Origin of the sequence: Pseudooctadecabacter sp. (genome assembly GCF_020627745.1) — a bacterium.
Classification (GTDB): Bacteria; Pseudomonadota; Alphaproteobacteria; order Rhodobacterales; family Rhodobacteraceae; genus Octadecabacter.
Genome location: NZ_JAHDGE010000050.1, coordinates 1 through 13,873, shown reverse-complemented (window position 1 = coordinate 13,873; position 13,873 = coordinate 1). Strand labels below are relative to the sequence as shown.

14 protein-coding genes are annotated in these 13,873 nt (G+C 61.1%); 7 read left to right on the top strand and 7 right to left on the bottom strand.

Translation table 11 applies throughout. The features are described 5' to 3' along the window. Positions 1-239 precede the first annotated feature (239 nt). The 3 genes from QZ653_RS13960 (at position 240) to QZ653_RS13950 (ending at position 3,641) form a co-directional block, all read left to right on the top strand. A complete protein-coding gene (locus QZ653_RS13960; protein WP_296420944.1) occupies positions 240-893 on the top strand; it encodes a protein-L-isoaspartate O-methyltransferase family protein in 654 nt (217 codons plus the stop codon). Positions 894-948: 55 nt separating this feature from the next. Beyond that, positions 949-2,316 (top strand): TolC family outer membrane protein, encoded by a 1,368-nt coding sequence (locus QZ653_RS13955; RefSeq protein ID WP_296420942.1) that lies wholly within the window; start codon positions 949-951, stop codon positions 2,314-2,316. An 80-nt stretch (positions 2,317-2,396) separates the two neighbouring features. Further along, complete coding sequence (locus QZ653_RS13950; RefSeq protein ID WP_296420941.1) at positions 2,397-3,641, top strand: hypothetical protein; 1,245 nt, start codon at positions 2,397-2,399, stop codon at positions 3,639-3,641. Here QZ653_RS13950 and QZ653_RS13945 read toward each other — a convergent pair. Continuing rightward, positions 3,626-5,095 (bottom strand): cobyric acid synthase, encoded by a 1,470-nt coding sequence (locus QZ653_RS13945; protein WP_296420939.1) that lies wholly within the window; start codon positions 5,093-5,095, stop codon positions 3,626-3,628. The genes QZ653_RS13950 and QZ653_RS13945 overlap by 16 nt on opposite strands. Before the next feature lie 50 nt (positions 5,096-5,145). Between QZ653_RS13945 and QZ653_RS13940 the strand changes: the two genes are divergently transcribed. Next, entirely contained in the window at positions 5,146-5,727 is a 582-nt protein-coding gene (locus tag QZ653_RS13940; protein WP_296420937.1) for a cobalamin biosynthesis protein CobQ, read from the top strand. A gap of 89 nt (positions 5,728-5,816) precedes the next feature. On the opposite strand, the gene QZ653_RS13935 is transcribed toward QZ653_RS13940, so the two are convergent. After that, positions 5,817-6,149, bottom strand: a complete 333-nt coding sequence (locus QZ653_RS13935; RefSeq protein ID WP_296420936.1) for a DUF6280 family protein — start codon at positions 6,147-6,149, stop codon at positions 5,817-5,819. Positions 6,150-6,385: 236 nt separating this feature from the next. On the opposite strand from QZ653_RS13935, the gene efp reads away from it, so the two are divergent. After that, on the top strand, positions 6,386-6,949 hold the full coding sequence (gene efp / locus QZ653_RS13930; protein ID WP_296420934.1) for an elongation factor P: 564 nt from the start codon (positions 6,386-6,388) through the stop codon (positions 6,947-6,949). 154 nt (positions 6,950-7,103) lie between these two features. Here the strand turns inward: efp and QZ653_RS13925 are convergent, their stop codons facing one another. Continuing rightward, on the bottom strand, positions 7,104-7,835 hold the full coding sequence (locus QZ653_RS13925) for a YgfZ/GcvT domain-containing protein (RefSeq protein WP_296420932.1): 732 nt from the start codon (positions 7,833-7,835) through the stop codon (positions 7,104-7,106). Positions 7,836-7,844: 9 nt separating this feature from the next. After that, positions 7,845-9,716, bottom strand: a complete 1,872-nt coding sequence (locus QZ653_RS13920; RefSeq protein ID WP_296420931.1) for an ABC transporter ATP-binding protein — start codon at positions 9,714-9,716, stop codon at positions 7,845-7,847. 130 nt (positions 9,717-9,846) lie between these two features. Between QZ653_RS13920 and QZ653_RS13915 the strand changes: the two genes are divergently transcribed. Continuing rightward, the gene (locus tag QZ653_RS13915) at positions 9,847-11,034 is read left to right on the top strand and encodes a pyridoxal-phosphate-dependent aminotransferase family protein (protein WP_296420930.1); all 1,188 of its coding nucleotides are present in this window, start codon (positions 9,847-9,849) and stop codon (positions 11,032-11,034) included. On the opposite strand, the gene QZ653_RS13910 is transcribed toward QZ653_RS13915, so the two are convergent. Both QZ653_RS13910 and QZ653_RS13905 read right to left on the bottom strand, forming a co-directional pair. Continuing rightward, a complete protein-coding gene (locus QZ653_RS13910; protein ID WP_296420928.1) occupies positions 11,002-11,202 on the bottom strand; it encodes a hypothetical protein in 201 nt (66 codons plus the stop codon). The two genes, QZ653_RS13915 and QZ653_RS13910, sit on opposite strands and share 33 nt — an antisense overlap. A 57-nt stretch (positions 11,203-11,259) precedes the next feature. Next, entirely contained in the window at positions 11,260-12,384 is a 1,125-nt protein-coding gene (locus QZ653_RS13905) for a pyridoxal phosphate-dependent aminotransferase (RefSeq protein WP_296420926.1), read from the bottom strand. 78 nt (positions 12,385-12,462) lie between these two features. Here QZ653_RS13905 and QZ653_RS13900 point away from each other — a divergent pair, with 78 nt between their 5' ends. After that, a complete protein-coding gene (locus QZ653_RS13900) occupies positions 12,463-12,624 on the top strand; it encodes a Tat pathway signal protein (protein WP_296420924.1) in 162 nt (53 codons plus the stop codon). A gap of 145 nt (positions 12,625-12,769) precedes the next feature. Here QZ653_RS13900 and QZ653_RS13895 read toward each other — a convergent pair. Then, a partial coding sequence (locus QZ653_RS13895) for a class I tRNA ligase family protein (protein ID WP_296420922.1) occupies positions 12,770-13,873 on the bottom strand: 1,104 nt, incomplete at its 5' end.

Here is a 13,873-nt window from a genome sequence, read left to right as displayed (position 1 = left end):
CGAACCGGTGTACACGGATTTGCAATCCGCTGCGTCACCACTCCGCCAACTCGCCGCCTATGGTGCGAGGGTTCGTTTAGCGGTGAATGTCGGGTGGTTCAATAGCCCAAAACCCCTTCGTCGCCGGTCCTGTGTGTTTTGGGGGGCCAAGACGACGCGGCCGGGTCCATTGGACGTTGCGACAGGGCAGGGGGTGTGGCATGTATAACCAACAGATTCTGAACGAAAGAGTTTAGCTCGTGGTTGACTACACCTCCCGCCGTACTTTGATGGTCGATACGCAAGTGCGTCCGTCCGATGTCACGAAATTTCCCATTATTGATGCGTTGCTGGATATCCCGCGCGAGGAATATGTGCCCGACCGGCTGCGTGACGCGGCCTATGTGGGCGAAAACCTCCAGCTGGACACGGACCGTGTGATGCTTGAGGCGCGGACCTTTGCCAAGATGCTGGATGCGGTGGATGTGCAGCCGACGGATGTTGTCCTCGATCTGGGGTGCGGGCTGGGCTATTCGACCGCCGTGCTGGCGCATATGGCCGATTTTGTTGTGGCCGTCGAAGATGACGCCGCCCGCGTGGCCGACGCACAGGCGATCCTGACCGCGCAGGGCGTGGACAATGCGGCCGTGTTCGAAGGCGCGCTGGCCGACGGGGCCGCCAAAAGCGGGCCTTACGATGTAATCATACTGCAGGGCGCTGTGGAGGACATCCCCGCTGCCCTTCTGGACCAGATCAAGGAAGGCGGCCGCATCATCGCGATTTTTGCGCAAGGTGCCTTGGGCGAAGTCCGGATCGGGCGCAAGATCGACGGTGTCGTCAACTGGCGTATGGCATTCAACGCAGGTGCGCCGGTGTTGCCCGGATTTGCCAAAGAGGCGGCTTTTTCGTTCTGATGACATCCGTGACGACCAAGCGCCCGTATCACGACCACATGCAAAGGATAGCCCCATGAAACTGAGACATATCTTTGCACTGGCGTTTGCGGGGACTGCGGCCTTTGCCGTGCCGGTCAAGGCGGACAATCTGGCCTCGGCGCTGCGCGATGCCTATCATGCTTCCGGTCTTCTGGATCAGAACCGCGCTGTTTTGCGCGCAGCCGACGAAGACGTCGCGCAATCGCTGGCGGCGTTGCGGCCTGTGGTGACGTGGCAGGCGCAGGCGCTGTACCAAAATTCATCTGGTGCGCCGGACACCGGCAATCTGTCGGACAATTTGTCGGCCACGGTGTCTGTCACGGCCAGTCTTCTTCTGGCAGATGGCGGGGCAAGCGCGCTGGCCACGGAAACCCAGAAAGAACTTGTTCTGCAGACGCGACAGGGCCTGATCGACGTGGAGCAGCAGGTGCTGTTCCGTGCGGTTGATGCGTATCTGAATGTACGCCGTTCGTCCGAGTTTCTGGCCCTGCGCCGCAGCAATGTCGCGCTGATCCAGCAGGAGTTGCGCGCCGCGCGCGACCGCTTCGAAGTGGGGGAGGTGACGCGCACGGATGTGTCACTGGCCGAGGCGCGGCTTGCCTCTGCCCGCAGTCTTCTGGCGGCGGCCGAAGGCCAGCTGGTTCAGGCAAACGAGGAATACCGTGCCGCCGTCGGTCGCGCCCCCGGTCATCTGGCGGTGGTGAATCCCGCCCGCCTGCAACACGATGTCGAAGCGGCCCGTGCCTTTGCGGTACGCAATCATCCCAACGTGCGCGCGGCACAACACGGTGTGACCGCGGCGGAACTTAACATTCGTCGTGCCGAAGCCGCCCTGAACCCGCGGTTGAGCCTTCAGGGAACCTTGGGGTTCAATGACGAAGGCAACAGCACCCAACAGTTGGGCCTGACCTATGGCGGCACGATTTATCAGGGCGGGCAGTTGCAATCGGTCATCCGTCAGGCGCAGGCGAACCGCGATGCGGCCCGTGCCGGGCTGCTTGTCACCACGCAATCCATCAGCCAGCAGGTCGGCAACGCCTATGCCATTCTGGCAGTCGCACGCGCGAGCCGTCAGGCATCTGATTTGCAAATCCGTGCCGCGCGCACGGCCTTTCGGGGGGTCCGGGAGGAGGCGACACTGGGCGCACGCACGACCCTCGACGTTCTGAACGCGGAACAGGAACTGCTGGATGCCCAGGCCAACATGATCTCTGCTCAGGCGGATGAAGTTGTGGCCAGTTACCGCGTGCTGGCGGCTATGGGGTTGTTGACGGCGGAGCATCTGAACCTTGGCGTACAGTCCTATGATCCGGCGGCCTACTACAATCTGGTGCGCGAGGCGCCGTCGGCCGTGTCCGAACAGGGGCAGGCTTTGGACCGGGTGCTGGAATCCCTGCAATAGTAGTTCAAATGCCGAGTATCGGTTGTTTGGAATCGGACAGGCGGTTATGCTGTCGGTCTGAGGCGAAAGCAGGATAAATAATGTCCGATCCGGTTACGAATGTAGAAATTGAGGATGTTCTGTCCTCTATCAGGCGGCTTGTCAGCAATGGTGACAAGGCCCGTGTCGAGGATGCGGCACAGGATGATAAGCAGCAGGACAGGGACAAGCCGACATCTGCGGAAGGTCAGACGTCGACCGCCGATTGGTTTGTCGATACCCGCGCCGAAGAGGCCGCCGAACCGACGCAGACCGCGCCGGACGCAGACGAGGCACCCGCGCCCGCCGACCGCTTTGTGCTGACACCGGCCTTTCTGGTGAGCGATGATGCCTCCCTTGCGGAGGACAACAGCGGTGCTGCGGAGGCAGAGGCCCCCCAGCACAGCGCGGCCAATGATCGGGGCGCACCCACGGCGTGGCCTGACGAGACACGTGATCCAGAAGTGGACAGTTCTAGCGACAGTGAGGCGGACGCTCCATGGGCCGGTTTGGCCAATCGGGGGGACGACCATCCCGATGAGGATGAGGATCAGTGGCAGGTTGACGAAGACGCGGTAGCTACGCCTGAGGGGGCACAAAAGGACGAGGCGTCTGATGACGCGCCCTTGACGTTGACCAATATGGTGTTCGACGAGGCCGAGGATGAACCCGCGGCGGCGCCTCCTGAAGGCACCGACCGGTCCGAGCTTGTCGCCACGATTGCCGAACTTGAAGCGGCGGTCAGCAGGGACGCCCATGATTTCGAACCCGACGGCAGCGAAACCGCCGCAGAGACGATTGCATGGCCAGGCGCGATTGCGCGCCAGTTCACGGATGCGGATGACGCAGAGACACTGCCCGAAGGCAGCGGGGATGCAGAGGATGGTCTGCAAGCCGAAGACAGCCTGCACCGCAATGAGCACGCGCAATTTGACGCGAGGGATACGGCATCGGTCGAAACCGCCGAAGATATGGCATCCGACGATGTCGCCCTCAATGATGTGGCACCCGACGATGTGGCCCCTGACAATGCGCCAGCTGACGATGTGGCAGACAGCATCGCATTTTTGCATCGGACCAACCCTGAGGTCGGCGATGACGACTTTGACGACGATGATCTGGACGAAAATCTTGACGATCTGATGTCTGGTAGTGCAACGGTGGACGAAGAGGCGCTGCGCGCATTGGTTTCACAGGTGGTGCGCGAAGAACTCACCGGCCCCTTGGGCGAACGGATCACACGCAACGTGCGCAAACTGGTCCGGCGGGAAATCTACCGTATCCTGTCCAGTCAGGAATTCGACTGACGGTTGACCGGCTGGGCCAGCCTCAAAACAGCGTCGATGTCGAGGCAACTTTCCAGATGGTCGGCCAGCGCATCAAGGGTATCCTCCACCCCCGCATCATAGGCCACAGCCTGCACCGGCACACCAATCTGCGCCATGTAGGATTGCCGGAAGGCGTCGGCGGCAAAAAGGCCGTGCAGATAACACCCCTTGATCCGTCCGTCGGCTGATGCCGCGCCTTCACTCCGACGCCCGATCGTAAGCCAACCGTTCTGTCGGTCGGGGCCGTTGGTTTCACCGATGTGAATTTCATACCCCGACACGGGATCGCCCGTCGCGTTGAACACCGCCTCGGTCAGGGCGAGCCGTTTTTGCGTGGCCATGACGGTTGTGACGTCCAGCAGACCAAGGCCGCGCACGCGGGTGGCGGGCCCCTCGATGCCGTCAGGGTCCGCAATCTCGCGGCCCAGCATCTGGTATCCCCCGCAGATGCCCAAAACGTGCCCCCCGCGCCGCACGTGAGCGAAGAGGTCCGTATCCCAGCCTTGCGCGCGAAAATGCGCCAGATCGGCAATGGTGGATTTTGACCCCGGTATCAGCACCAGATCAGCATCGCCGGGCAGGGGGCGGCCGGCCTCTATGATTTCAACGGTCACATCAGGCTGGGCGGTCAGTGGATCAAGGTCATCAAAATTAGCGATACGGTTCAGACGTGGCACAACAACTTTGATGGCACCCCCGGTGCGACTGGCCACATCCATCACGTCCTCGGCAGGCAGTTTCCATGCGTCGGCAAACCACGGCACAATGCCCAGAGGCACCCAGCCGGTATGGTCGGTGATGGCGGTCATGCCGTCTGCAAACAACGTCGGGTCGCCGCGGAATTTGTTAATGGCGAAACCCTTGATCCGCGCACGATCGTCAGGGGGCAAGATCACGTCCGTGCCCACCAACTGTGCGATCACACCGCCACGGTCAATATCGCCGACGAGAATGACAGGGCAATCGGCGGCCTCGGCAAAGCCCATGTTGGCGATGTCACCGGCGCGCAGGTTCACCTCGGCCGGGGAGCCTGCACCTTCGATGATGACCAGATCATGGCCCGAGGCCAGACGGTGGTAGCTGTCCAGAACGCGCGGGATCAGTTCGGCCTTGCGGGTGCCGTATTCGCGCGCCTTCATGGTGGCGAACCGCTGGCCCTGCACGATGACCTGCGCGCCGACATCGGTTTCGGGTTTGAGCAGGACAGGGTTCATATCCGTATGCGGAGCAAGCCCACAGGCGCGGGCCTGCAGGGCCTGTGCACGTCCGATTTCCCCGCCGTCGGCGGTGACGGCCGCGTTGTTGGACATGTTCTGCGGCTTGAAGGGGGCCACCGACAGTCCGCGTTTCACGGCGGCGCGACACAGGCCCGCGACCAACATGGACTTACCCACATTGGACCCTGCGCCCTGAATCATGATTGCCTTTGTCATGGCCGTCCTCCACCCTGCATGTCTAGCAGTCCGGAGGCCCGAGGAAAGTCATGAACACACCAGCCCATCTGATTTTCGGCATGGCGGCTTTCGCCAAACCGGACGCGGCCAAGGTCACGGCTGCGGCGATTGCGGGGGCGTTGTTGCCGGATCTATCGCTGTACCTGCTGGCGGGGGTGCACCTTTTCGTATTGGGAACGGACCCCCAGATCGTCTTCGGGGAATTGTATTATTCCGATCTGTGGCAGGCAATTTTCCGCATCGACAATTCGTTCATTATCTGGGGGATCGGTCTGGGGTTGGCGCTGGCCTGCCGTTCGGCTTGGGCGATTGCGCTGTGCGGGGCGGCCTTGTTGCACATCGGTCTGGATTTCCCGCTCCATCACGACGACGGGCGGGCACATTTCTGGCCAATCACAAATTGGGTGTTCGAAAGCCCCGTCAGCTATTGGGACCGCGATCATTATGCGGGCATTGTGGGCCCGATTGAGATCGGTCTGACCCTGATTTTGAGCGTGGTTCTTTGGCGTCGGTTCAAGGGCTGGATCATGCGTGCGCTGATCGCGCTTTTGGCGGTGGCGGAGGCCGCGCCGGTTTTTGTGTGGATGTTCATGTTCAATGGGGGCCAATAGGCGCCCTCAGACGTTTCCAACTAAAAAACGCGGCCCCGAGCAGAGGGCCGCGTTTTTCTTTTTTGGCAGTCTTGATGATAAAGTGGCGCTTAAGCTGCGCGGGCTTCGAGTTCTGCAGCTTCTGCCACAGCGCGGCGCTCGCTCTCCTCGCGGGAGAGGGCCACGGAGGTGCGAACACCTTTGCCCACGAAGTCCATAAGGCCCTGAACAACGCGTTCGTTCGGGTCGATGCCCGCGCAAGACAGAACCTCACGGCCGTCGCGCGAACGTGCCCAGCGAGCGATCTGCTCAGGCCCGTTGCCATACTTCTTGTCATCAGCAATGGCGTCATCCAAAGCGGCCAGAACCACGGCTGCAAAAAGCTTGCGGGCGCGGTTGCCTTGTTCATTGTTAAACGCTGTGCCGTCGACGAAATCTCGCATATTCGGTCCTTAGTTTGGGTCGTTGTTGTTTTTAGTCTTGTACCTGGCGTGCGGTGCAATATGCACGCATTCGCCCGATTCGGGGGTCTTCATTTGGAATGGCAGCCATGTGTGTATGGCATACCTTCCCGATTCGACCAACACGTTCTGGTTGGCTTGCACGGGGTATCACCACCGGATATAGGCACCGTTAACAAATCTTCAACCTTTCGACAAAATTTGGACACATTTGACCCATGGCGAAAATCAACGGCAACGAGATCAGAATTGGCAACGTGTTGGAACACAATGGTGGCCTGTGGGCTGCGGTAAAGGTCGATCATGTGAAACCCGGCAAGGGGGGCGCATTTGCCCAAGTTGAAATGCGCAACCTGCGCAACGGATCCAAACTGAACGAACGTTTCCGGTCCGCTGACAAGGTCGAGAAGGTCCGTTTGGAGCAAAAAGATCAACAATTCCTTTACGAGAGCGACGGAATGTTGGTGTTTATGGACACCGAAACCTATGAGCAGATCGAACTGCCTGCAGAATTGTTGGGCGAACGTCGCCCGTTCCTGCAAGACGGCATGATCGCAGTGATCGAATATCACGAAAGCGAGGCACTGAACGCGTCCTTGCCACAAAAGGTCACTTGCAAAATTGTCGAGACCGAGCCGGTGGTCAAAGGCCAGACAGCGGCCAATTCTTTCAAACCTGCGATTTTGGACAACGGCGTGCGCGTCATGGTGCCGCCGTTCGTGGGGCAGGACGAAGACATCATCGTGAATACCGAAACGATGGAATACTCCGAACGCGCCTGATCACATGCGCTGATCTGATTGAAAACGCCGCCCCCTGACGGGGCGGCGTTTGTTGTTTTTGTGGGTATGTGTGGCGGGTGCGAGCCCTTCGCGGCAGGCGTTTGGTCTTGGCTGAGAGATGCGCCTCTGGCGGGAGTTTTTGGGCCAGATGAAGTCAGGACCGGCGCAGGACTGCGGGGCCTGCCTGCATGTCGCCCGTTGCGCGATCAAAGCGCAGGTGTGCCAACGCGTGGTTGCCCGATTGGGTGTAAAGCGTGCCGGCAGGTTTGCCGCTGGCCGTGATGTCCGTACCCACGGGGGCGGTGCCGCTGATTGCGACCTGCACGAGGCCCTTTTTCAATTCGGTCTTGTGTTTCATTCGCGCCGCGATTTCCTGACCGACGTAGCAGCCTTTGCGAAAGTCGATACCGTTCAGCCGTTCAAATCCGGCCTCCAGGATATAGGTGTCGGGGGTCAGCTCAATCCCGGTTTCGGGGATGACGTGGGCCACGCGCAGGGCATCCCAATCGGTGTCATCGGACCGGTCTGTGTCCCCATAAAGACGCCACCCCATCGCCGGGTGACGGGGATCTTGCAGCGCGCCCTCCGGTGCGGTGCCCGTGCCGCGTGAGACGGTGAGGGGGCTTTCGTCGATCTGCACATCCGCGCGCAGACGGTACATGGCCAGCCTTTGGGCCAAGGCGGGTGCGTGGGAGGTTGCGACGTCGATCAGCAGACCGCTGTCCTGCAGGACCACAAAGAAATCCGCGATGAATTTGCCCTGCGGGGTCAGAAGCGCCGCATAGACGAGGGTCTGGTCGGGTCTGGTGATGTCATTGGTCACCAGCCCTTGCAGAAAGCTGCGGGCGTCGGTGCCGGTGAGGCGGAGGAGGGTGCGGTTGGTCACGATGTCACCTCAAGAGCGTCGCTGGCGTCTGAACAGGCGGCTGAGCCAGCTGACAGGCGCTGTGTCTTTGGGAATGAACCTGTCGCGCCGCGCGCGCCGGTTGCTGGCGTCGACCACCTGCTTGCCGTCGCGAAATTGCAGCCGGTAAAGATCGGCATAGAGCCCGCCACGGTCCAGCAGGTCATCGTGGGTGCCTTCGTCCACGACGCGGCCTTTGTCCATGACGACGATCTTGTGGGCGTTCTGGATAGTCGACAGACGGTGGGCAATGACCAGCGTGGTGCGTCCCTTGGCAAGGCGGTCCAGCGCGCTTTGCACGATGGCCTCGGACTTGGTGTCCAGCGCGCTCGTGGCTTCATCCAGCAGCAAAATGGGTGTGTCGCGGATCAGGGCGCGGGCGATGGCCACGCGCTGGCGCTGGCCGCCCGACAGGTTGGACCCGCGCGGGCCCGCAGGGCTGTCGAGACCCGCAGGCAGTTTGTCCAGAAAATCGGTGACATGTGCATTCTGTAGCGTTTGCTCAAGTGCCGCATCGTCAATGTCCGACGTGCCCAGCAGGATGTTGTCGCGCAGGGTTTCATCGAACAGCGCGGCATCCTGCGACACGGTTGAGATCAGGCCCCGCAGGTCCGCGATGTCCAGATCGGTGATCGCTGTGTCGTTCAACGCGACTTCGCCGTCCTGCGGTTCAACCAAGCGGGTCAGCACGTTGAATAGGGTGCTTTTGCCTGCACCGGAGGCCCCGACGAGGGCTGTGGTTTTGCCGGCTTGCGCCGTGAAGGTGGTGCCGTTGAGGACCGGCAGGTCATCGTAGCTGAGGTGCACATCTTGGAACCGGATATCGGGTGCTGCGGTGGGAACGGGTGCGGCTGTGGGGGGGGACAGCAAGGTGGGCTGCGCCTCGAAAAGATCCAGCAGGCGGTCCACGGCAGCGGCGGCGGCTTGCCACAGGCCCGACAAGTTGCCAAGGCGGCGCAAAGGGTCAAAGGCGATGGCCATGGCGGTGAAAAAGGCCATGAATTCGCCCACGGTCTTTTCGCCGTCAATGATCTGGCTGCCGCCATAGGTCAGCACGGCGAGGAAGCCCAGACCGGCCATAATATCGACAAAGCTGGGGATCAGGGCTTGGCCGAAGGCGGCCTCGGTCTCCGTGCGGACGCGGCGGCCCGTCAGGGCCTCATACCGCTGGGCCTGATAGTTTTCGAGACGGTTGAGTTTGATCGGGTTGATGCCGTGAAACACCTCATCCAGACGGGTGGACATCTGCGCGGCGACCTCACGTGCGGCGCGGGCTTTGCGGCGCACGAAGGTCTGGATCAACAGCGAAGGCAGGATCATCACCGGAATGCCGATCAGGGCGATGACCGTCCACAGCCAGTCGATATAAAGTGCCACGGCAAAGAGGGATATGGCGGCGATCAGGTCACGGCCAAGACCGGTAATAATACCGGTCCAGACCTGCCCCAGCGCCTGCACGTCACCCTGCACCCGTTCGATCAGGGTGCCGGGTGAGTGGTGCTGGTGAAAGGCGGTGTCGAGCTGCATCAGGTGGCGCAAAAGGTCAGTGCGCAGATCAGCGGCGGATTGTTCGGCCACCCGTTTGAGGATCACGCGCTGGGCCACAGACGTCACCGCGCGGGTGACAAAGAGGCCGAACATGATCGCACCCACGATCCAGATGGCGCCGCTTTGCCCGCCAATGAAGACGTTGTCGAACATCGGTTTCATCATATAGCTGAGAACGCCAAAGGTGGAGCCTTCGAGGATCATCAGGAACAGGGCCGCACCCAGCAGCAGTTTGTGACGGCTGAGATATGCGCGCCACAACCATCCCAGCATCTGGCGGGAGGATCGTTCAGCGCCTGTGGTTTGGTCCGTCATGCGGGGGGCGTCCTTTAGTGTCGTTTTCCGTCTACGCCTGAATGGTCGCGGTGGAAAGGCGGTGTTGGTTGACGCGCCGCACAGGGCGGTTACGTTCAGCGCAACGTTACCCCAACATAGGAACCTGCGCATGTTTGCCAATGGTCTGTCGTACCTTGCTATTCCCGGCCCGTCGGTCATGCCAGAGCGTGTCTTGCGCGCCATGCACCGCGCCGCACCCAATATTTATACCGGTGAGTTGCATGATGTGACGCGCAGCCTGATCCCTGATCTGAAATCCGTCGCAGGCACCGCCCACAATGTGGCCATCTACATTGCCAACGGACACGGGGTCTGGGAGGCTGCGCTGTCCAACGTGATCGGTGCAGGCGACACCGTGCTTGTTCTGGCCACGGGCCGGTTCTGTGTGGGCTGGGGTGAGATGGCCGAGGGCCTTGGCGCCACGGTTGAAACACTTGATTTCGGTGACAGCGATGCCGTGGATCTGGCACAGGTTGAGGCCGCCTTGCGTGCCGATACCGAAGGGCGCATCAAAGCCGTGTTGACGGTCTTGGTCGACACATCCACGGGCGTTCTGAACGACATCAAAGGCGTGCGTGCAGCGATGGATGCGGCAGGGCATGACGCGCTGCTGATGTGTGATTGCATCGCGTCCTTGGGGTGCGATGAATACCGGATGGACGACTGGGGCGTCGATATCACCGTTGCGGCCAGCCAGAAGGGGCTGATGACGCCGCCGGGGATCGGGTTTGTCTGGTTCAACGACAAGGCCGACGCCGTGCGCGGGACCATCTCGCAGGTGTCGCGCTATTGGGATTGGCGGCCCCGTGTGAATGCCGATGAATACTGGAAGTTTTTCGACGGCACTGCCCCCACGCACCACATCTACGGGCTCCGCGAGGCACTGGACATGATCGCCGAAGAGGGGCTTGAGGCCATTTGGGCCCGTCACGCTGGGCTGGCGCGGGCCATTTGGGCCGCCATTGATGTCTGGTCATCGGACGGTCCAATGGAGATCAACGTGGCAGATGAGGCCGCGCGGTCGCGGGCCGTCACGTCGCTGAAACTGGACGAAGGGCAGGGCGATGCCCTGCGGGCGTGGTGCGAAGACAAGATGGGCGTGACGTTGGGGATCGGTCTGGGCCGCACACCGGCCAGCGCCTATTTCCGGTTGGGCCATATGGGACACGTGAACGGGCACATGGTGTTGGGGTTTCTGGGCACGATTGATACGGGCCTCAAGGCCTTGGATATCCCCCACGGACGCGGTGCGATGGAGGCGGCGTCAAATGTCCTGGCCGACCTCAGTCGGGGCTAGACGGGCCGCGCGCAGTCGGATCAACCCGTCAATGAAGGCCGCCGACAGCATGACCCAGACAATGCCCCACACCGCTGCGATCGTGAAAAACGCCATGAACAGAATCCCGAAGGCTGTTGCCAGAAAGGCGTTTGTGTAATTTTCGACACGTCCGGGATATCGTCTCATCAGGGGCTCCTTTCCCGCTCAACGCATCAATCCTAACGCGGTTTCGTGAAAAATCACCTAAACCTTTTGTGCGGACTTGAGCGCTTTTGGCAGGGCTTCGGCCACAAGGGCCATATCGGCGGCGGTGCCGCATGAAATCCGGATGCAGCGGTCTTGCGGGGCAACAAAGGGCATCCGCACGAAAATCCCCTGCGCCGTCAGGTCGGCCAGAACCGCACGGGCGAAATCACCGTCCTGCCCGCAATCCATCGCCACGAAATTTGTAGCGGACGGAATGGCACGCAATCCGTTGTCTTCAGCAATCTGGTAAAGGGCCTGGCGGGAGGCCTCGATCTGGCTGCGGATGTCGTCGATATAAGCGTCGTCCGCCAAGGCGGCCAAGGCGCCGGCCTGCGAAATCCGGCTCATCCCGAAATGGTTGCGCACGCGGTTGAAGGCGGTGATGAAATCCACGTGCCCGACAGCATAGCCCACCCGCGCACCGGCCATGCCGTAGGCTTTGGAAAATGTGCGCGTGCGGATGACGCGGGCGTCGAAGATGTTGAAGGCGGGCGCTGTGCCCTCGGGTGCCAGTTCGACATAAGCTTCGTCCAGAACCAAAAGGCAGCCTTCGGGCAGGTTCTGGATCATCAGCTGGATGGTCTGCGCGGAGTGGCAGGTGCCCATGGGATTGTCGGGATTGGACAGATAAATCAGCTTCGCGCCGACCTCACGCGCTTTCGCGATCAGCCGGTCGGGGTCTTCGTGATCGGCGGTGTAGGGGACTGTGTGGATTGTGCCGCCATAGCCTGTCACGTGGTAGTTGAAGGTCGGGTAGGCCCCCGCGCTGGTCACCACGTGATCGCCTGTCGTGACCGTCAGGCGAACGATGCTGTCCAAAAGCCCGTCGATGCCCGCGCCCACGACGATGTTTTCAGTCGGAACGTCATGTTTGGCCGCAAGGGCGTGTCGCAGGTCGTGGCTTTCCGGATCACCGTATTTCCAGACATCCCCGGCGGCGGCTTTCATGGCTTTGATCGCCTTGGGGGAGGGGCCGAAAACGCTTTCATTGGCGCCAAGACGCGCCTTGAACGGCTGCCCGTTTGCGCGTTCCTGTGCTTCGGGGCCGACAAAGGGCACAGTTGCGGGAAGGGACGCGGCAAGGGGCGTCAGGTGCGGTGACGTTTTGGGTGTTTGGCTCATGGAGGGGACTTTGCGGTGCGCCTTCCCCTTTGAAAAGAGGCAAGGTGTTTACCATGTCCTTTAGAGGAGGATTTTGCGATGAAATTTACGCGACGTGGGTTTTTGGCGACAACCGGAGCAGCTGCGGGTGCGCGGCTGGCGGGTCCTTTGGCGCGAACAGGCGGGGGGCGACGGGTGCTGACCTTGGTTTATGACAAGTCGCTGGGCATGATGCGCGCGGTTGAGCGGATCGTGCCGTAAGACTTGAGCGGTTTGGGACTGACCGGCCCTCCGGGGGGAGTTTTTCGGGCCAGATGAAGCTGGGGGACCGCGTTCCGCAAGAGTTTTGTGCAAACGCGCGCCCTTCTGGTCGGAGGACGCGCGTTAACCTTGATGAAGGGTTAAATCAGATCTCGTTCAGCTGGGCCAAAGCGGCGCTCAACTGCGCGATTTCCTCTTCCCGCAGGGCGAGATTGGATTTGGCCTCTTCGACCACCTCTTCGGAGGCGTTGGCCGCGAATTTGGGGTTGCCCAACCGTCCGCGCAACCCGCCTGCTTCTTTTTCGACCTTAGCCAATGATTTGGAAATGCGGGCTTTTTCCGCGTCCACGTCGATAATATCGGCCAAGGGCAGCGCAAAGGTTGCGCCACGAGTGCCGACCATCATCGACCCCTTGGGGGCCTCACCCACTGTGAGGCTGTCCACACGAGCCAACCGTTTGATCAGCGCTTCACTGCCTGTCCACGCGGTTTGGGCGGCGGCGTCAGCCTCTACCTGAACAAGCGGCACATAAAGACCCGCAGGCACGTTCATTTGGGCGCGGGTGGAGCGGATGTTTTCGATGATCTGGATCACCCAAGACATTTCCTGATCGGCGGCGTCATTTACCAGATCGGTGCCATAATCAGGCCAGTCTTCGTGGGCCAGCAGGGTCGTGTGACCCGCCAGCGCCCAGAGTTCTTCGGTGATGAAGGGCATGATCGGATGCAGCAGGATCAGGCATTGATCCAGGACCCACGACAAGGTCGCGCGCGTTTCTGCTTTTTCCGCATCCGTGCCATCCATCAAGAGCGGCTTGCTGAGTTCCAGATACCAGTCGCAGACCTTACCCCAGACGAATTTATAAAGCGCATCGGCGGCGTCGTTGAAGCGGTAGGCGGCGAGGGCGGCGTTCACCTCTGCCAGCGTTTTGGCGGTTTCCCCGATGATCCAGCTGTTGACGGATTTGGTGGGGGTGGGGCGGTCACCGCGCAGGCCGAAGCCTTCGTTCATTTCGGCAAAACGGGCGGCATTCCACAGTTTGGTGCCGAAATTGCGGTAGCCCGCGATGCGCGAGGTGTCGAGTTTCAGCGCCCCGCCAAGGGAGGCCATCGCCGCATTGGTGAACCGCAGCGCGTCCGCGCCGTATTCGTCGATGATATCCAGCGGGTCGATGACGTTGCCGGTAGATTTCGACATCTTCTTGCCCTTGGCGTCGCGCACGAGGCCATGGAGGTAGATGGTGTCGAA